Below are 18213 nucleotides of genomic sequence, written 5' to 3'. Positions count from 1 at the left end.
CGGTGGCGGTGAAGGTCACTGGCTGGCCCACCACCGACGGATCCGGCGACGAGGTCACCGTCGTGACCGTCGACGCCCGATTCACCGTGTGCGTGTCCGTCCCGCTGGAGGAGACGAAGTCGGCGCTTGCGTTGTAGGTCGCCGTGACCGTGTACAGGCTGCCGGTTCTGGTCGCGTACGGGCGGATGGCGGTGGCGGTGCCGCCTGTCAAGGTGGCCGCGACCGGTGTGGTGCCATCCCCGAAGTTGAAGGTGATCGTGCCGGTGGGGGTGCCCGCCCCGGGGGTGACGGGTGCCACGGTGGCGGTGAAGGTCACCGGCTGGCCCACCACCGACGGATCCGGCGACGAGGTCACCGTCGTGACCGTCGACGCCCGATTCACCGTGTGCGTGTCCGTCCCGCTGGAGGAGACGAAGTCCAGGTTTCCGCCGTAGGTCGCGGTGACCGTGTACGGGCTGCCGGCCCTGGCGGCGAAGACGTGGGTGACGGTGGCGGTGCCGTTCGTCAGGGTGGCCGTGACCGGTGTGGTGCCGTCCCCGAAGTCGAACGCGATCGTGCCGGTGGGGCTTCCCTGTCCTGGGGCCAGAGGTGCAACCGTCGCGGTGAAGGTGACGCTCTCGCCGACCACCGACGGGTCCGGCGACGAGGTGACGGTGGTGAGGGTCAGTGCCCGGCGCACCAGGTGGGTGTCTGTTGCGGTGGAGCCGGTGAAGTCCGCGTCGCCGTCGTAGGTGGCGGTGAGCGGGTACGGGCTGCCGGCGGCGCTCGTGTAGGTGTGGGTGGTCGTGGCCGACGCCTCGGTGAGCGGCAGAGTGACGGGGGTGGTGCCATCCCCGAAGTCGAGGGTGACGGTGCCGGTGGGGGTGCCCGCTCCGGGGTCTTCGGCTGTGACGGTGAGAGTGAAGGTGACCGGCTCCCCCACGACGGACGGATTCGGTGCGGAGGCCACCGCGATGTTCGTCAGCGCCTGTTCCACGGTGTGAGTGGCCGCCGTGGTGGAGCCGGCGAAGTTCTCCCCGTCGTCGTAGGTGGCGGTGACCGTGTACGGGCCGCCGGTCGCGGTGGCGTAGGCGTGGGCGATCACGGCGGTGCCGTTGTCGACAGGGGCTGCGGCCGGCGCCGTCCCGTCACCGAAGTCGAAGATCACTGTGCCGGTGGGGACGTCGGCCTGCGCGGTGTCCGGTGTGACGGTCGCGGTGAAGGTGACCGGCTGGCCCGTCACGGACGGTTCGGGTGAGGTGCTGAGCGTGGTGGACGTGGGGGCCGGGTTCACCGTTTGGAGGTCGTTCCCAGCGGAGGAGCTGAACGCCCCGTCGCCGCTGGTGTAAAGGGCGATGACCGGGTAGGGGCTGCCGGTTGCGGAGGTGTAGGTGTGGCTGACGGCGGCGGTCCCGTTGGACAAAGTCGCCTGCACGGTCGGCGTGCCGTCGCCGAAGTCGAAGGCGATGGTGCCGGTGGGGGTGCCCCCCGCTCCGGCGATGGCGGGTGCCACGGTGGCGGTGATGGTCACCGGCTGCCAGCTCGTCGACGGATCCGGTCCAGAGAGCACGGTCGTGGTGGTGGCCTGGGCATCGGAGCGCACCCGGTGGGTGCGGGCGTCGCCGGAAGGGGTGAAGTCGGTGTTGCCGCTGTAGGAGGCGGTGATCGTGTAGGTGGCCTCGGTGGCCGGGTACGTGTGGGTGACCGTGGCCAGGCCGTTCACCAGGGTCTCGACGGCGGCCGGAGTGCCGTCGCCGAAGTCGACGGTCACCGTGCCCGTGGGCTGCCCGGCGCCGGGGGCGGCCACGATGACCCGCGTGGTGACGGTCGCCGGTGTGTCGGGGTTGGATGGCTCCGGGGAGGACAGGACGGTCGTCGCGGTCGGCGCCTGCGCCACGGTCTGCTCGGCGGTGTCCGACGACGGTGCGAAGTCGTCGTCACCGCTGTAAGCGGCGGTGACCGTGTACGGGCTGCCGCCCGTGGTGGTGTAGGTGTGCGTCGCCGTTGCCAGCCCGTCCACCACCACTGCGGTGACCGGGACGGTGCCGTCGCCGAAGTCGAACCAGACGGTGCCCGTGGGCGTGCCGGCTGCGGGAGGGGCGGGAGCGACGGCTGCGGTGAAGATGACCGGCTCGCCGACGACGGGCAGCTCTGAGGAGGAACTCAATGTGGTGGTCGTCGGCGGGTCGAGGTAGGTGTAGTCGGGGCCGATGGCGGTGCCGCCCAAGGTGGTCACGACCACCGGAGCACTGATGGTGCGCCCAGGCGGGGCGGGGGGAGCAGGGGGGGCGGTGAGGACGAGTTGGGCGTCGGAGACGACGGTCGGGTACACGCTGGTGGTCCCGATCCGTACCTCCTGGGTGGTGTACAGACCGATGCCGGTGACGGTGATGGTGTTGCCGCCCTCGTTCGGCCCGGTGGCGGGGGAAACGGCCCTAATCCGTGGGGGCTGCAGGTAGAAGAACGTCCCGATCGTGTAGGCGACGCCGGCGAGGGTGACGGTAACCGGGACCGCACCAGTGCCGGCCGGGGTGACGGTGGCGATGGTGAAGTCGTCCACCACCGAGAACGAAACAGCTGGCCGGCCTCCGAACCGAACCTGGGTGGCACCGGTGAAGCCACGTCCGCTGAGGAGGACCGTGGTGCCCCCTCCGGTGGGCCCCTGATCGGGTGAGACGGGCACCGGAATCTTCAGGACAGCAACCGTGTCGGCGCCGCTGTCGGCCACGTAGATGTGGCGGCTGTCGCGAGTGATGGCGAGCCCGCTGGGCTGGCTCAGCCCGGTGACGGTGGCGACCGGGGCATTGGTGGCCAGATTGATCGCCGTGACCGAACCGGAGCCGCTTTCGGTCACATAAGCCAGCGCACCACGGGGGCCGACAGCCAGGGAGACGGGAGCGCTGAAGCCCCCGATCGTGGTGGCCACTCTGTACGTGGTGGTGTCCACGACACTGACCACGCCGGTGCCGTGGTCGGCGACGTACAGCCGCTGCCCGTCGGGGGTGACGGCCAGACCCCGCGGCCGGGCGAATCCTCCGATGGTGGCCACGGCCGTGTTCGTATCGGTGTCGACGACGGTAATCGTGCCGTCGCCGAAGTTGCTGACGTACGCGTACGGGGCGTCCGGGCAGAGAGCCACCTCATACGGGGTGCTTCCTACCCCCACGCTCGCCACGGCCGCGCGCGTGGTGGTGTCCAGCACGACCAGGCTGTCGGTGTCCTGGCTGACCACGTAGGCGCGGGTGCCGTCGAGGGACAAGGTGATGCCCGCCGGTGCGGAGATGCCGCCGATCGTTGCGGTGACAGCGTTCGTCGCAGTGGCGATGACGCTGACCGTCCCGGAGCCGAAGTTGCCCACATACGCCTGCGTCCCGGCTGGATTGATGGCGACTTCCCAAGGGCTGGCCCCCACCGGGACGGTGGCGGTGGCGGACCGGGAGACGGTGTCCAGGGCGCTGACCGTGCCCGAGCCGAAGTTCGTCACGTAACCAGCCCGGCCCAGGCGGGCGATGGCAATACCGGTGGGACTGTCACCCACCGGGATGGTGGCGATCGGGGCAGCGGGAACCGTGACGCTCACAGTACGCAGCCGCGCAAGCAGATCGATGGACACGGGCAACTCCCTCCTCCTGGAGGACGGGACCTCGGAACGGGGACGCCCGCTCATCACGTCGGGCAGGTTTTCTGACGGGTCCAACGCGTCACGCGGTGGCGCGTTGGACCCGTCGCTGGGGGTTGGATCAGATGCCGGGGCCGGCGACGTAGGTGAAGGCGCCCACGGCGGTGTCGGATCCGGCGGGGTTGGTGACGACGACGTCGGCCGTTCCGGCGGTGCCGGGCGGGGTGACCGCCGACAGGGTGGTCGTGTTGATCACCGAGAACGGTGCCGGGGCGCCGTCGAAGGTGACCGAGTCGGTGGTGTCGAGGTTGGTGCCGGTGATGGTCACCGCCGTACCGCCCGAGGTCGGGCCCGAGGTCGGGCTGACCGCCCCGATCGTGGGGTCCTCGATGTAGGTGTAGGTCAGGCCGTTGTTGGTGCCGCCCGCGGTGGTCACGCTGACCCCGACCGGACCGGCTGCGGCTCCGGCGGGGACGGTGACGCTCAGCGAGCTGTCGGAGTTCACCGTCGGGGTGGCGGTCACCCCGCCGAAGGACACGCTGGTGGCCGTCGACAGGCCGCTTCCGGTGAGGGTGATGGTGTTGCCGCCGGCCAGCGGCCCGGAGGTGGTGCCCAGGGAGGACTTGAACGGGGCGCCGACGTAGAAGAACGGCACCGGGTTGCTCGTCCCGCCCGGAGTGGTCACCGTGACCCCGACCGTTCCGGTCCCCGACGGGGAGACCGCGGTGACCTGGGTCGGTGAGACCTGGGTGATGTTCGTGGCCGACTTGTTGCCGAAGCGCACCGCGCTGGTGTTGGACAGGTTCGTGCCCGTGATGGTCACCAGCGTGCCACCACCGGTGGAACCCTGATTCGGAGAGATGGGCATGACGCTACTCCTCGTTGTTTGACTGGGACATGACGAGGAATCGGCAGGGCCGGCCAGCGGCCGCAGCATCACAGGGACATGACCATCACGCGGTCAACGCTGCGGGGCCGGACAGGGGCAAACAGAGACAGGGCACGGCCGTGGCCACGGCCAAGCACGCAGCAGCCTTCCGGCGTCTCCTGTGGGCAAAGAGAAAAACCGGCAACAGCTGCCTGACTCAAGCGTTCCCCCGGCACGGGGATGGGCAGCCCGCCGGTTCACACTCTCAGTGACCCACACACCCAACCGAGTGACAAGAACCCATCAGCACGCACCACCCGAAAGGAGTAACCATCCCGTTCGAGGCCGCCTCAACGCCGGCCTGCGGGACAACGCCAGTGCCCCGGATCGCCTCGCTGTGACCTGGGAAGAAGACGTCAAGGAGGAGGTACGGCCCACGCCTCTCCTCGCAACGGGCCACTTGCTAACGATCCTTGCGACGAACAGTCACAGCAGCCACGAAGGCGGTTGTTTTCCTTGCCCGGTGGCCGCACCGCAGTACGGCGAAACGCGACGTCACCAGGGTCCTTCCTGGCATGCCGTCAGGTGGCCTCGTGAAAGTCAGCGGGGAGTTCGTCCAGGGATGTCCGCCTCTTGGGTGATCGCGGTAGACTGGAACCGGTCATAGCCTGGCTATCGGGCTCCAGCAGGAGCACCCCCCCCCCCGGTGTGGTCCCTGTCCAAGCGCAGGGACCACATTCCAAGCGGCACAGCTGCCCCCGTGCTCCGCCTCGGCCACCGTCAGCGCCATCCAGCACGTGAGCCCCACCCCACGGACCTCTTGATGGTTGCCGACCGCGGCTCCCGCATCCAACGCCGCAAGGGCCTGTCCGGCCACCCGGACGCCACACCCATCGTGTCCGCGATTGTGGCGCTGTCCATTCGGAACATTGTCCTCGAGCCGCGAGCTGAACCGCTCCGGGATAGGTGGAGGCTCTATGCGTTGACTCCAGCCGCCGGTTGGGGCTGGTGTTGAGCGTAGTGGTTGGTCTCGTGCTCGTGGGGCGGGATGTCTCCGATCGCTGTGTGGAGGCGCTGATTGTTGAACCAGTCGACCCATTCCGCAGTGCTGAGTTCGACGTCGGCGAGGCCGTGCCAGGGCTTGCGCGGCTTGATCAGCTCAGTCTTGTAGAGGCCGATCTGGGATTCCATGAGCGCGTTGTCAAGAGCATCACCGACGGTGCCGATCGAGGCGTCGATGCCGGCCTCGACGAGGTGCGCAGTGAAGGCGAAGGACGTGTATTGACTGCCCGCGTCCGAATGATGACCCAGGCCCTGTCCGGCGGGAGTTCCGGCGCGGTCGCGTCGCCACAAAGCCATGTCGAGGGCGTCCAGGACGAGCTTGGCTCGTTTGCTTGTGGCGGCGGACCAGCCCACGATCGCCCGGGAGAACACGTCCACGACGAACGCGACGTAGACGATCCCGGACCAGGTGGTGACGTAGGTGAAGTCGGCCACCCATCGCTCGTTCGGGCGTGATGCGGTGAAGTCGCGTCTGAGCAGGTCGGCGGCCCGGTCGTGGCCGTCGTCCCGGATGGTGGTGCGGATCTTCTTGCCGCGTCGGGCGCCATGGAGGCCGAGGTCGCGCATGAGCCGGGCGACGGTGCAGCGGGCCACTGGTATGCCTTCGCGGTGCAGTTGTCGCCAGACTTTTCGGACTCCGTAGACGCTGAAGTTGACCGTGTGGACGCGGCTGATCTGCGTCTTCAGCTCCGCGTCACGGACTGCTCGGGTGCTGGGGGTGCGGTTCCTGGCCGCGTAGTAGGTGCTCGTTGCGATCTTCAGTCCGTGGCTGGTCAGGACTCGGCAGATCGGCTCGACTCCGAACACCTGGCGGTGCGCGTCGATGAACGCTACGAGCGCTTCGACGGCCGGTCGAGCTCGGCCGCGAAGAAAGCCGAGGCCGCTTTGAGGATCTCGTTCGCCCGCCGCAGCTCAGCGTTATCGGCCTTCAGCCGCTTGATCTCCTCGGCCTCCTCGGAGGTGACGCCGGGCCGCTGGCCTGCGTCCACCTCGGTCTTGCGAACCCAGGTCCGCACCGTCTCTGCGGCGCCGATGCCCAGCTTGGCTGCGACCGCCTTCATCGCGGCCCACTCGGTCGGGTAGTTGGGACGGATCTCCGCGACCATTCGAACCGCACGCTCACGAAGCTCAGCAGGGTAGGGGGACGGACGTGCCATGACTCGATCCTCTCAGGGAATCGAGCCTCCATCAGACCCGGAGCGGTTCAATCAACTGTCCCAGTGTCATGTACGGAGAGTGGCCTCGCCATCCTGGTCAGGCGAGATCTGTCAGGTCCTCCGCGAACACCTGCGAAAGAGGCTGCGGTCCCACGTACTGCTGGCAGTTGCACTGACCAGCCTCGTAACGCAGCGGCTTCTTGTCCTCATCCCAAGCCACTGGCACCTCGACGCGCTCGTGGCAATGGCCCTGCTTGTCGTGTTTGGCGAGATGGTGCGTGCATCCGCACACCGGCTCCGGAGACTTGTTCGCTGCTTCGACGGCCACACGTTCCTGTCTCGCCGCCTCCAGCAGCTGCAACTTGCGCTCATGCCAATTACGCAGCGCGGTGCGGACGTTGTCAGCTGCCCACGCGAAGCCACCCGTCCAAAAGACGATGAGAACCCACCAGAACCAGTCCATCCACTTTCCCCTCCCCCTGTGATGCTGCGGACCAGCATAGATGGCTCATCGGAAGGGCGTTCGCATTGTCATGCAGGCCTCAGACACAGCTTCTGGGCACCCCTGATGCTCTTGAGGCGACCATCCTCGGCGAAGTCGACGCCCAGTATCGCCTCGGCAACACGCCTGGCACAAAGGAGGAGCGGCCCCCGTACGTCATCGAAGGAAGCAACCTGACACTCGGGCCGGCTCACCTTCACAACAACGCCGAGTTCACCCCCGCTCTGGTCCTTGACGGGCCACCGACGCTGGCCCAGGTCCCACGGACTGTCGCAGCCGTCAAGCCGGTTCGCGGCTTGCGGCGCCCCAGCCGGGAAACGGTGCTGAGCGTACGGCTGGCTGGCCGTCTCCTGGAAGTCGGGCTCATCTTCCTCGCTGGTGGACTTCTCCTTAACGAAAACACCGACTACGGCGGCTATGGCCCTCAGCTCGTGGGTGGCGGACTTCTCGGCGTCGGCGCGGTTCTCCTGACCCTGACCGGAGTGTTCGCCCTCTCTTAGCTGCCTGCGCCCCGCGGCAGCACGGGCCTGCGGCGCCGGCCTGCCGCACCGAACCTCCGAGACACGGAAGGGTCGACCTCAGTCACACCGCCACCGCGAGGACTGAGAATCCGACGGCCACTCGCACAGCAGCTCTCTCCTCGCCAGCGGCGCGTGCTGGCCCGCCAATCGAAGTGAAAGGGCGGCGCTCGCCGCGCCCTTTCAGCGGATCCAGCGTTGAGGCGGCACGGGGATGCCGCGGCGCCGCAGCTAGGATCGGTTCGGCTCCTACTCAGACGTACCTCCTCGTGACCATGCCGCGACCGCAGGATCGTGCGGTGCCGGGCGAGGGCGGGCCGTCGGCGGTACGGTCAGCCCCTACCCGCCGACGTCCGTATCGGTCGGTAAGCCCCGCTTGCCAAACGGCTGTTGGGGAGACCAGCATGGCGACCTGTGCCGACAGGCGCCGAAGGGTGGGGGATGACCGCGACTGGAGTTGACGACGGCTCGACGGCACGGCGGCGAGCGAACAGGAAGGCAATCCGCCCATCTCAGTGGATTGCGGCTTCGCTGGTGGTCCTCGCCGCGGGCGCGGCCGTCGTCCTGTTCTTCACGGCAGAGGTGTGCGACCAGCAGTTGGCAACGAACGGCACAGTCGTCAGGGTGTGCCGTCATCCCCAGATGACAGATCCGCCCATGGTCGTCACCAGTCTCGTGATCCTTGTGCTCCTGGGTGTCTTCTTCTCCGAAGTCTCCGGATTCGGAATCAGTCTGAAGAGGCAGGTGGAAGAGGCCCGAAGCACAGCGCAGGACGCCATCCGCGAGGCGAGGCAGAGCGACGCGAGACACCAGGAGACCGCCGAAGACCTGGCCGACGGGGTGAGAGAGGCGCTCAGCAGGGCGCAGCCCACGGGTAGGCCCGCCGAGCCGCTGGGTGACCCCGTCGATCGGCTTGCGGCGCAGTACAATGAGATCCGGTGGACCATGTCCAGCGGACGTGCTCGGACGCAGGCGATGAGCGACCTGGTGGACGAGATGGTCCGGCTACTCCGGGGTGCCCGGGATTTTGACGTCGATCGGCACCTCCACAGCGGTGACCGCGGGTTGCGGCTGGCCGCCGCCGCTTACCTATACGCCAACCCGGATCCGGTGTGGGGACCCGCGCTCGCCGAGGCAGCAGTGACCGAGGACAAGCCGTTCAACGAGTACTGGGCGCTGAAGGCATTGCGCGAGGTGTTCAGGGGGCACTGCGAGCAGCTGGACGACGCGACGAGGGCGCTACTGCAGCGCCGTCTGCGCGAGCTCGGACCTGGGGTCGACCGCTCCGAGCAGATCCGGAAGCTGCTGCGGGACTGCCCGGCGCGGCACAACGATCGGACCGTGGCCTGAGGGACAGTTCTAGGGTCCGTCTTCAAAGCGATCTTGCCGAGAGCAGCAGCAACGCGAGACTGACCGCTGCCTCGTAGGAGGTGGCGGTCTTGTCGTATCTGGTGGCAATGCCGCGGGAGCCTTTGAGGCGGTTGAAGCAGCGTTCGACGGTGTTGCGACGGCGGTAGGTATCGTGGTCAAAGCCTGGCGGTCGGCCGCCTCGCCGGCCGCGGTTGCGGCGGTGCTTGCGCTGGTCTTCCTTCTCGGGAATCAAGGCCATTCCCTGCGCGCGAAGGTATATGCCGCCAGACCGCTGGACGACGCTCGCGCGTTGGGTGGACACCTTAGGGTTGTAGGCCCGGGGACAGAAGCCGACCAGCGAGCAACCGCGCGCCCCTCACTGCTGTGGTGGACGGACTGACTGATCCTTTCAGAATGAGGCTACATTCGATCTTGGCGACGTTGTTGCTGCTGGGGCAGGGTGCTGCGGTGTCGGATGATCTTGAGTCTGATGATCTGTGGGAACGTGTAGCCCCGCTGCTTCCGCCTCGCCCGCCGCGCCGCCATAGGCATCCCGGCCGGCTGCCCATCGACGATCGTGCAGCTTTGCGCGGCATCGTTTACGTGTTGTGCAAGGGAGTGAGCTGGGCAGACGTTCCCGTTAGAGCGGATCGGCCGCACCACTGCCAGCACGATGACCGTGATCTTCCACCTCTGCGACACAACGGCTCCCCCTCCCCCCGACCGCCATATGTCGACGGTTCACCACCGCGTATGGTCCGTGCAGCTTCTGCTATATCAAGAATCGCGTCTTCTGGGCATCGTGGTTTGCGGCACGGTGCCAACTACGCCGTGCGCTGCACTACCGGCGGCTGCGCGGCCGCTGTTTCACGGCCGGCCCTCTGAGAGCGTTTGGCCCGGGCCCGGCGCAGCGCAGCGGCCTCGGTGGCTGCGGCCTGGCTGCGCCACTGGGTCCGGGCGGTTTCGATCGCGCGGAGCTGGTCGCTCAGAGTCCAGGTCGGAGAAGGCAACGCCAGCTGAGTTCGCGCAGACCAGATCACGGACGGGACTGGACAGCCCTTAGTCCGGGAGTTCGGCCTGGCGCGTTCGCGGCGGTGCGGGACGACCAGACCGGTGCCGCGGCGTCGGGGTCCGTGCTTGACTCGCCAGCGCCCTTGCGCCTTTGACGTGCCGTTACTAACGGCACGCTCGACTTCCGACCACCCGGCCTGGGCGTGTTGCGAAGGTGGTCGGTAGGCGTCCGCAGTTCGGCTGGACCCGTCTCGCGTTGGTCGTCTGCCGATTCCTCGTGCTGTGAGGCTGTCGTGCGCCAGAAGAAGGTCAGAGGTCGCCCTGGCGGTAGGAGCGTGCTGCAGCCATGACTTCCTTGAACTGGTCGTTCGCGATGGCCTGTAGTGGTGAGGCATCCTCGAGTTGAGGGTTCATGCCGATCATCCAGGCGCGGGCGACGTGTCGGTTTTCGCATTCTTCGATGTACCGGAAGACCTGGTAGGCCGTGCGCAGCCGGAACTCGGAGTCGAAGCGCGGGGTGTTTTGCCCTCGGCACCACCTGCCGACCTGCTTGGGGTCTTCGATGCCGGCCACGTGAGCGACGGTGCGCTGGCTGAATTGCTCCTGCAGGAAGCGAGCGATCTCGGTGAGTTCCTGTTCGGCCGTGTCGCGGTGCGCGCGGGCATCGGCTTCGGCATTGAGTTCTCGCTGAGTGGACATGGTCTCCTCGTTTCCCCACCGCTCTCGCTCGCGGGAGGTTGAGCGGGGGACGTTCGCCATCTGGGGCGTGAAGGCTGTGTGTGGTGTGACCGCGGGCTGTTCAGCGGGCGCAGGCGGTGCCGCGTGTGCTTGTGTCCGGGTCGCTGCCGTGGGCAGCACACCATCTGGGCCGTGAGGAGGCGTGAGGGTGCGGGGACGTGCTGTGTGCGACGTGCTCGTGCAACAGGCCGGGCCTGGCTAAGTGGGTTATCGGTCTCATCAACATGGCTCCCCCTCTTTGGTGTTGGCAGCAGCATGGTACCCGTTTAGCATGCCCTTACTCCACGGTTTTCCCCATTTAAAACACCCCTAAATCCCCTCCCCTGTGACCGTCTCGGGCCGCTGACCAGCGACAACTTTGATGGTGCGCCAGTTGCGTAAGTGTGACGTTGGAGGCTAGGTGTGACCGGATCGGGCGATGGTACGTACGGCCAGTCGATGCAGTTGTCTCATCGCACGGTCAAGCCGTACTCGCGGGCCACCTCTTGCAGCTCTACTGCCTCGACCCGGATGTCGCAGCGTTCAACTTCCGTCAGTGGCGTGTCGTGCAGGATGGACCAGCACTGTCGGCCTCCGTATCCCGACTGGTAGGCGATTCCCTGGAACAGCTGGTGGCCTGCATCGTTGCGCTGGGCGACAGCCCAGGCAGCGATCTGGCGGGCGATGCGTCGGTCCTTGCCGTGAATGTGTTCATCGGTGAGGGAGCCGGCCACTCCCCACTTGCTGAGTTCGGTCTCCAGTTCCGCCGACAGGACCTTCCTAGTTTCTTCCGACTCGACGTCGAGGAAGCGGGCGTCGGGCGGGGGCATGAGACGGACGAGGATGCGGGCGTCGCGCCAGCTGGAGGGCACCTGGCCGATCCCCATGAGGTCCGAGTTCGGCTCGGCGTCACTCATGAGAGAGCGGATGGAGGGGTCGACTCGGAAGTGGGCCAGTGCTTCCGCGAAGCATCCTGCAAGGTCTGTGGCGCAGTAGAGCATGCCGTAGGAGAAGAGACTGAAGCGGCCGGCTGATGATCCGCTGAAGGTCTCGGGTTCCACCTGGTTGTACCGGATGGGGTCGTGGGCCCAACCGAGCCGCCATACGCCGGCGTCGGGCGCCGTGATGAAGCTAACGGGAGGCGTCGTCATCGCAGGTGCCTTCCTTCCCCAGCGGTCGCGCCGAGGGGTGGCCAGCCGTCCTTGCGGCGTGGTGGTGGTTCGAGGCCGCAGGAGGGCAGGGTCTGCAGGGGTAAGGCAACAGTCATGGCTCCTCGCTGGTGGTCTGGTACAGGCTGGTGTTGTGCTTATGCCTATGGCATCAGGCGGAACATTTTCCTGGGGTGCCGGGTGCCTCGCCGACGTATCGCCGCATCACAGGGGGCGCATTCGCGGTGCGAGGAGGCACACTGCAGGCGCGCAAGCAGATCAAATGCGGTCATGGTGCAACCGAAAGACCGATGTGCCCGCTTCACCCGTGGCCAGGAGCAGGGATGCGTCCGTGCTCTGACGGTCTCCGACGCTCTTGAGCGCGGTGATCGTCTCTCCCGTGACGATTTGCAGCAGCCGCCTGTCGGCTGCCGGGTCCCACACGTGGATGCTGGTCCGGCCCGCAGCCGCGAAGAGCCGACGGCCGGCTGGAAGCGCCAGTGCAGTCACAGCGGTCAGTTCCCCGTCGCCGGGACTGAGCTGCCCGACCTGATCCGCTGTTAGCGCGTCCCAGAGTTTGAGTGTGCCGTTCTGACCGGCACTGGCAACCAGCATTCGCCTGTCATCTCCTGTGCTGGTGCCGAAGGCGATGTCGTTGACGAAGAACTGACCGCATTTGATGGTGGGGCCGTGCTGCTGTAGCTGCCGCACGTTCCATACCCGCACCGCACCGTCACTTCCGCCCGACGCCAGGTACAGGCCACGTGTGTTGCGGTGCGTAGCAAGGCACCGGACGCTGAAACGGTGGTCGCGGAACTTGGCAAGCAACGTGGTGCTGCGCAGGTCCCATACACACACCGAACCGTCGGCGCTGCCGCTTGCCAGGCGATCGGCATCCGTGTCGGCTAGCGGCACCATGGTCGTAGCGGGCAGATGATGCCCGTGCAGCTCTGCGAGGATGCCTGCCTGCGCGTCGTCTGGGTCGGTCAGGACGATGCGGGAGTCGTCCAGAGCGGCCGCCAGATGAGGGCGTCCGTGCAGCCGCGGCCACGCCAGTGCACTGGCCACGTGCCCCTTCAGCACGGTCCGCGGCTCGCTGGCTCGGTAGACGTCGCCCAGGCTGATCCGGGCGGCTCGTGCGGTAGCCAGGACGGGTGGCTGGCCCGGGGACAGAGCGCTGGCCGTGACACGGTCCCAGCGCGCTGGCGCGGTCTGGAACGTCTCTCTGCTCAGTGGCCAGCTGCGGACCGTGCCGTCGGCTCCGGCGGTGACGAGCAGCGGCTGCCTTCGTCCTGCGATGCTGGTCAGCGCGGTGACGGGCGATGCGCGGCCGGGCAGGGACATTCCGATGGGGTCGAGATGGGGCAGGGCCCAAAGGCAGACGCCGCCGTCGGCCTTGGTAGACAGCAGGGCGGGCTCCGTGCCCATCTCGGAGACCAGAAGAGACGTGATGGCGGATGATCGCTGCTGAAGTGCCGTCTGCTTGGCGCGCCCCCCTTGCGTCGCCTCCCATAGGGAAAGATATCCCTGCTCGTCTGCCACGGCGTAATGGCCGGCAGTGGGGAGTGCCACGATGGATCGCACGCGGCCCGCGTGCCTGGATAGGGGCCGGCTCCAGCGGCCGTTGAAGCAGTACACCCGGTCATGCTGGGCGAACAGCAGCCACTCGCTGCGGCTGTCAGGTGCCGGCAGCGCACTCAGGAGGCAGCGGTCCTCGTCAAGCGTCGGTAGTTCGACGTCAACCGTGTGGAAGACCGCGGGGTGCAGGCTTGCCAGATAGCCGTCGCTGAAGGCTGCCAGAAGGACCGCAGTGTGGTCGGCGGGCCGGTAGAGAGCCAGAGAGCTGACCCAGGTGCCTGGTCGCCGTGGGACGGCGCGCATGACCATCTGGCCCTGGACCGCGTCGACGATGGCAACCGAGCCGTCGTTGCTTCCCGTCGCCACCATGCGGTCACCGGGCAAGGCGAGGATTTGGGTGATCTTCCCGTCGTGGACGTGCAGCGGCGCGTAAGCCGTGTTGCCGTCGTGGTGCAGGGCGTGCAGGAGCCCGCGTTCGTCTCCCGCCATGACCAGGGGCCGTCTGCCGGATTCTCCTCGTACAGTGGCGAGGGCGCTCATGGGTGTGCCATTTACCAGCCATACGTTGTCTGGTGTGGTGCCATCGCTCCATACTGGTGTCACTGGTGACTGGTCGAAGGTGTCCGGGCCCGTCGAGTCCTCTCGTGAAGGTGCCGCCTTGTGATGGGCCAGGCGCAGGCTGCTCGCGCGGGAGAGGGGATCGACGTTGCGGGCGTACGGCTCAAGCAATGCCCAGGCTTGCAGCCAGCGGCTGCCTGGTCCCTGATCGCCGGTCGCGGCCAGCAGTCGCCGCACTGTGAGGCTCGACTCCCAGGGCAGGAGAGCCGGCGGCACGTGCTCGTCGTCCAGGACCTGGCCGTGGGCAGCGTGCTCGGCCAAGTGCCGACGCAGGTAGGGATGCGGTGGGATGCTGGGATCGTCGGGTACGAGCTCTGCCAGCGCCGTGGCGATCTGGCGGTGGATCTCCGCGTGACGGTCGTGCTGCTGCGGATCGTTCACGTCTCGCTCCCGCTGTCGGGCTGCTCGTCGCCGGTCAGGTCGTCATCGGTGTTCATCAGCACATCCGTCAAGGCCTCGTGAGCCGGCCGGTACACGACCCGATTGTCCTCGTGGTCGTGAGCCAGATAGCCGCTCAGCCGCCCGGCCAGGAGCTTCTTGATCAGTGCATCCCACTCGTCGCGCCCCAGCTTGCGGCGCAGGAAGACGCCTGCCATCTGCGGCCAGATGTCCGACCACGGAACTCCTGCTCCCTGGGCGAACGCGGCAGCCCGCAACAGTGACAGGGCAGCGTCGCGCGGGATGCCGTCCTCGTCCTGTTCCACCAGGCGCAGATCCTGAATCAGCAGCCCGCGGATCCCCTGTCTCAGCTTTTGCTGCCACTGGGCGTCCACGGCCAGGGTGGCAGGGTCGTCGGCCTGACGCAGCTGCTCCCCCGCCAGACGGGCGTCGATGAACGAAGGAGTAAGCACCGGGGCGACGTCGGCGGCGATCGTACGGGCGCTCTCCTGATGACCCCCGGCACAGATCAGGGCATACAGGTACTCCTCGATGTCCGCTGCCGTTTCCTCGCCGTCGGTACGCTCCACCGCAGCGGTGCGAAAGACCTGCCGGAGCTCATTGAGCAGACCGTGATCGTCATCCGCTACCAGGCCCTCGGAGACAACAGGTGGACGCGTGGAGCGGATACCGATCAGCAACCTCACCGCCGGTTCCGTCACAGCGGGATCGTCTTCCTGCCGCTGCCCAGGTACCGCGGCGGCCGGCTGGCAGAAGGGACTCAGCGGCCCCAGCACGTCATGGACAATTCGCTGCCGCTCCGAAGCCTCGTCCAAACCGTCGATCACCAGTGTGATCGGGCGTCCCGCGGCTCGTACGAAGTCGAGCAACTGGCCCTTCCACCGCACCACCTGGTCCTCCGCGGGGCCCACCTTCTCGGGCTGAACGCCTAACTCCCTCAGTAGGTCACCCGCCACCTGGGCGGCATTACGGCGATGGGCCAGCACAGCCGCGTTCACGGCGCCTTCCGGCGGGATCGCTTCCGCGTCCGTGAGCTCCACAGCAGCCTTGAACAAGGGGTCGGCACGAAACCGGGAGTCGCTCAGCACGACGGCGCGTGCCACCACGGCCGACTTCCCGCTGCCGGCGCTGCCCGTGATCAGTAACACCCCGCGCTTGTGGTGCGGGCTCAGGAACTCGGCCACCTTCCGGTTCAGCGCCTTGCGGCCACGGAAGTACCAGCCATCGTCGCTTTCATGGGTGCGCCCGGTCGCACGGTCGAGCCAGTAGTGCTCGGTCGTCGTCGCCTGCCGCTCCCCCGCTCCCAGCAGATCCTTCGCATGCCGGTATCCCGGATTAGGCAGGCACGGGCTGGGCGCTTCGTAGCCACTGCCATCGACGAGCCGCCTCAGCCGATGCAACTTGCGATCACCGGCACGCAGCGCCCGCTCGTACTCCGCCATGAACTCGGCCACGCTCAAATACTCGGTGGTGATGCCGGCCGACGTCCGCAGCCGGTCGTACACACTGCGCAGCACTGTGGGGAAGCGGCGTACCTGCACGGTCTGGTTGTGATCACAGGTGACCAGCACGTCCAGCTGGCACTGCTGCCAGCGCTCCGGGCCGATGTCCTTTACCAGGTCTGTGAGTTCCCGATCCAGTTTGCCCGCATAGCAGGCATTGACGATCACCAGAACGTTCTTCACGTGCGAATCCAGTGCAGCCGCGATGATGTCGCTGGTCCGCACCGCCGTCGCCAGCTGGCGCCGCTGCACCGACTGGGGCAACTTCAAGAAGTGGGAGCCAGATGGGCCGGCGATGCCGTGGCCCGTGATGAACAGGACCAGGGCGAGTCCCCGCATCTCTCGCACGCCCTCATCGCGCAGCAGGGCTTCGATATGGTCGCGGGAGGTCAGCTCCCGTGGGGGTACCTGGCGGAACTCGGGCAGGAGACCACCGTCGCCCCACCACTGCGCCACGACTTCGAGTTGCTCGTCGATGCCCTCGGCGAACTCTTCTGCCTCATCCTCGTCCACGTCGTCGTAGTCGCGGACCGCGACGGTCAGCAGCGTCCGCTGCTGATCTAGGTCCTCAACGTCCGCCCCGGCTAACGCGATTTCCGCACGAACGTCGCCCCCCATGTGCTGCATATCACTAGTGTGACAGGTATGACACACCAGTCGCATGGGTACAGCCGTAATCCGTCTCCCGGGATCGAAGCCGAGGTCCTCCCGGACATCACACACGACGCCGTAGTCGTCGTCCCCGGCATCATGGGTAGCGAACTCCGCGACACCACCAACAACAAGGTGATCTGGGGATTATCAAACGCCCGCTGGCTCAGGAAGGCCTGGTTCTCCCGCACCGGCCTCGTCCCCCTCCAGCTCACCGCCGACGAACTGGCAGGAGACTACGGCCGCATCACCGCCCCACGGCTGCTCACCACCCCCGCCTGGAGCCCCTTCTTCAACGGCTTCGAGCCCTACCACGCCCTTCTCAAGACCATCGAATCCGTAGTCGCGCACCCAGACGCCATCCTCACCTTCCCCTACGACTGGCGCCTTCCCGTCTCCGCCCACGCCCGAGCCCTCGCCAAGGCCGCCCGAGACCACCTCACCCGCTGGCGCAACCACGACGCACACACCGCCGCCCGCTCAGCCGCAGTCGACCAGCGCGAAGCACGTCTCGTGTTCATCGCACACTCCATGGGCGGCCTGCTCACCCACGCAGCCCTCACCCTCGGCGGCGACAGCGACCTCGCCACAGACACCCGCGGCGTCATGACCCTCGGCACGCCCTACGACGGATCCGTCGTCGCCGCCAACATCCTCAACGCCATCCAGGGCGCACCCATCCCACTCCCCCACCACCGCCTGGCCACCGCAGCAGCCACCATGCCCGGCGTCCACGACCTCCTCCCCCGATTCCTCTGCCTCGAGGAGGGCCCCAACGTCCGCCGCCCCACCGCATCGGACGTCTCCGACCTGGGTGGCGACAAAGAACTCTTCCTGTCCTCCCAAACCTTCTTCGACACCCTCAACCAGCAGCCCCTGCCCCGGCTACGCCCTGTCGCAGGCATCGGCCAGGACACCGTCCAGTCCTTCCAGCTCACCGCCGGCGTCGTCTACGCCTCCGAATACGCCTTCCGCACCGACAACGACGGCGAACTCAAGCGCGACCTTCACGGCAGGCCGCTGCGCTACTCCGGCAAGGGCGACGGCACCGTCCACCGTAAGTCAGCCTCCCCTGTCCGCAGAGCGATCCCCGTCTACGCCCAACACGGCGCCCTTGCCAGCGGAAAGCAGGCCCGGCGGACCGTCGCGGACTTCCTCGTCGAAGACGACCACCTCGGCCTCGACCAAGCCGACGGCGGCCTGGGCCTCAATCTGCCCGACCTCGTCCATCCCACGGCACCGTGGGATCTGACCGTCACCGGCACGGACGATCCTGCAGGCCTCACCTGCACGATCGAAGCCATCGAGAGCGACTACACGAAGCCTGCTCGCCTCCAGGCCGACGGCGACAGCCACCTTCGGGCACGGATCACTGTGCCTGACGACGGTCTGTACCGCGTCACCCTTACCTCGCCTCACAGCCCCGAACTGACCCAACTGGTCTTCGCCGGCCCTGACACCCTTGACCTTCTGGACGAGTGATCCATCGGCAACTCGCGCAGATGACCGCCACGCATCGCCCGCCGCAGCACTG

At 67.3% G+C, this 18213-nt stretch carries 11 protein-coding genes and 1 pseudogene; 3 read left to right on the top strand and 9 right to left on the bottom strand.

Annotated elements, in window-relative coordinates; translation table 11 throughout:
• The 4 genes from ACF1GV_RS37850 to ACF1GV_RS37835 all read right to left on the bottom strand — a co-directional run.
• On the bottom strand, positions 1 to 3592 hold a 3592-nt coding region (locus ACF1GV_RS37850), incomplete at its 3' end, for an Ig-like domain repeat protein (protein ID WP_391690615.1).
• 127 nt (positions 3593 to 3719) lie between these two features.
• Positions 3720 to 4466 carry an IPT/TIG domain-containing protein gene (locus ACF1GV_RS37845; protein WP_391690612.1) on the bottom strand — a complete coding sequence of 249 codons (747 nt, stop codon included), beginning with the start codon at positions 4464 to 4466 and terminating at the stop codon, positions 3720 to 3722.
• Between the two features lie 975 nt (positions 4467 to 5441).
• Positions 5442 to 6685, bottom strand: a protein-coding gene (locus tag ACF1GV_RS37840; protein ID WP_391690609.1) for an IS3 family transposase whose coding sequence is annotated in 2 segments (ribosomal slippage) — positions 5442 to 6403 and positions 6403 to 6685 — 1245 coding nt in all. Because the reading frame shifts where the segments join, the coding sequence is not laid out codon by codon here.
• 97 nt (positions 6686 to 6782) lie between these two features.
• The gene (locus ACF1GV_RS37835; RefSeq protein WP_391690606.1) at positions 6783 to 7148 is read right to left on the bottom strand and encodes a hypothetical protein; all 366 of its coding nucleotides are present in this window, start codon (positions 7146 to 7148) and stop codon (positions 6783 to 6785) included.
• 998 nt (positions 7149 to 8146) lie between these two features.
• On the opposite strand from ACF1GV_RS37835, the gene ACF1GV_RS37830 reads away from it, so the two are divergent.
• On the top strand, positions 8147 to 9055 hold the full coding sequence (locus ACF1GV_RS37830; RefSeq protein ID WP_391690603.1) for a hypothetical protein: 909 nt from the start codon (positions 8147 to 8149) through the stop codon (positions 9053 to 9055).
• A 22-nt stretch (positions 9056 to 9077) separates the two neighbouring features.
• Here the strand turns inward: ACF1GV_RS37830 and ACF1GV_RS37825 are convergent, their stop codons facing one another.
• Positions 9078 to 9377 (bottom strand): hypothetical protein, encoded by a 300-nt coding sequence (locus tag ACF1GV_RS37825; protein ID WP_391690601.1) that lies wholly within the window; start codon positions 9375 to 9377, stop codon positions 9078 to 9080.
• 92 nt (positions 9378 to 9469) lie between these two features.
• On the opposite strand from ACF1GV_RS37825, the pseudogene ACF1GV_RS37820 reads away from it, so the two are divergent.
• Positions 9470 to 9694: pseudogene (locus ACF1GV_RS37820) on the top strand (transposase); the annotation flags it as partial.
• Between the two features lie 681 nt (positions 9695 to 10375).
• Here the strand turns inward: ACF1GV_RS37820 and ACF1GV_RS37815 are convergent.
• The 4 genes from ACF1GV_RS37815 to ACF1GV_RS37800 form a co-directional block, all read right to left on the bottom strand.
• Positions 10376 to 10765, bottom strand: a complete 390-nt coding sequence (locus ACF1GV_RS37815) for an XRE family transcriptional regulator (protein ID WP_391690598.1) — start codon at positions 10763 to 10765, stop codon at positions 10376 to 10378.
• A gap of 488 nt (positions 10766 to 11253) precedes the next feature.
• On the bottom strand, positions 11254 to 11934 hold the full coding sequence (locus tag ACF1GV_RS37810; RefSeq protein ID WP_391690595.1) for an RES family NAD+ phosphorylase: 681 nt from the start codon (positions 11932 to 11934) through the stop codon (positions 11254 to 11256).
• A gap of 276 nt (positions 11935 to 12210) precedes the next feature.
• On the bottom strand, positions 12211 to 14508 hold the full coding sequence (locus ACF1GV_RS37805) for a WD40 repeat domain-containing protein (RefSeq protein ID WP_391690592.1): 2298 nt from the start codon (positions 14506 to 14508) through the stop codon (positions 12211 to 12213).
• Positions 14505 to 16655, bottom strand: coding sequence for an AAA family ATPase (locus ACF1GV_RS37800; protein ID WP_391690589.1), 2151 nt, complete (start codon positions 16653 to 16655; stop codon positions 14505 to 14507). Before ACF1GV_RS37800 ends, ACF1GV_RS37805 begins: the two co-directional genes overlap by 4 nt.
• Before the next feature lie 18 nt (positions 16656 to 16673).
• Between ACF1GV_RS37800 and ACF1GV_RS37795 the strand changes: the two genes are divergently transcribed.
• Entirely contained in the window at positions 16674 to 18161 is a 1488-nt protein-coding gene (locus tag ACF1GV_RS37795) for a hypothetical protein (RefSeq protein ID WP_391690587.1), read from the top strand.
• Positions 18162 to 18213: the final 52 nt, after the last annotated feature.

Origin of the sequence: Streptomyces sp. NPDC014006, assembly GCF_043088925.1 — a bacterium.
GTDB lineage: Bacteria > Actinomycetota > Actinomycetes > Streptomycetales > Streptomycetaceae > Streptomyces.
Note: the sequence above shows the minus strand (reverse complement) of the source record. Positions and strands in the feature narration are given on the sequence as shown.

Bases quoted from the DNA above. Each gene is read 5' to 3' on its own strand.
- ACF1GV_RS37845 (WP_391690612.1), bottom strand. From the start codon at position 4,466: ATGCCCATCTCTCCGAATCAGGGTTCCACCGGTGGTGGCACGCTGGTG.
- ACF1GV_RS37835 (WP_391690606.1), bottom strand. From the start codon at position 7,148: ATGGACTGGTTCTGGTGGGTTCTCATCGTCTTTTGGACGGGTGGCTTC.
- ACF1GV_RS37830 (WP_391690603.1), top strand. From the start codon at position 8,147: ATGACCGCGACTGGAGTTGACGACGGCTCGACGGCACGGCGGCGAGCG.
- ACF1GV_RS37815 (WP_391690598.1), bottom strand. From the start codon at position 10,765: ATGTCCACTCAGCGAGAACTCAATGCCGAAGCCGATGCCCGCGCGCAC.
- ACF1GV_RS37810 (WP_391690595.1), bottom strand. From the start codon at position 11,934: ATGACGACGCCTCCCGTTAGCTTCATCACGGCGCCCGACGCCGGCGTA.
- ACF1GV_RS37800 (WP_391690589.1), bottom strand. From the start codon at position 16,655: ATGCAGCACATGGGGGGCGACGTTCGTGCGGAAATCGCGTTAGCCGGG.
- ACF1GV_RS37795 (WP_391690587.1), top strand. From the start codon at position 16,674: ATGACACACCAGTCGCATGGGTACAGCCGTAATCCGTCTCCCGGGATC.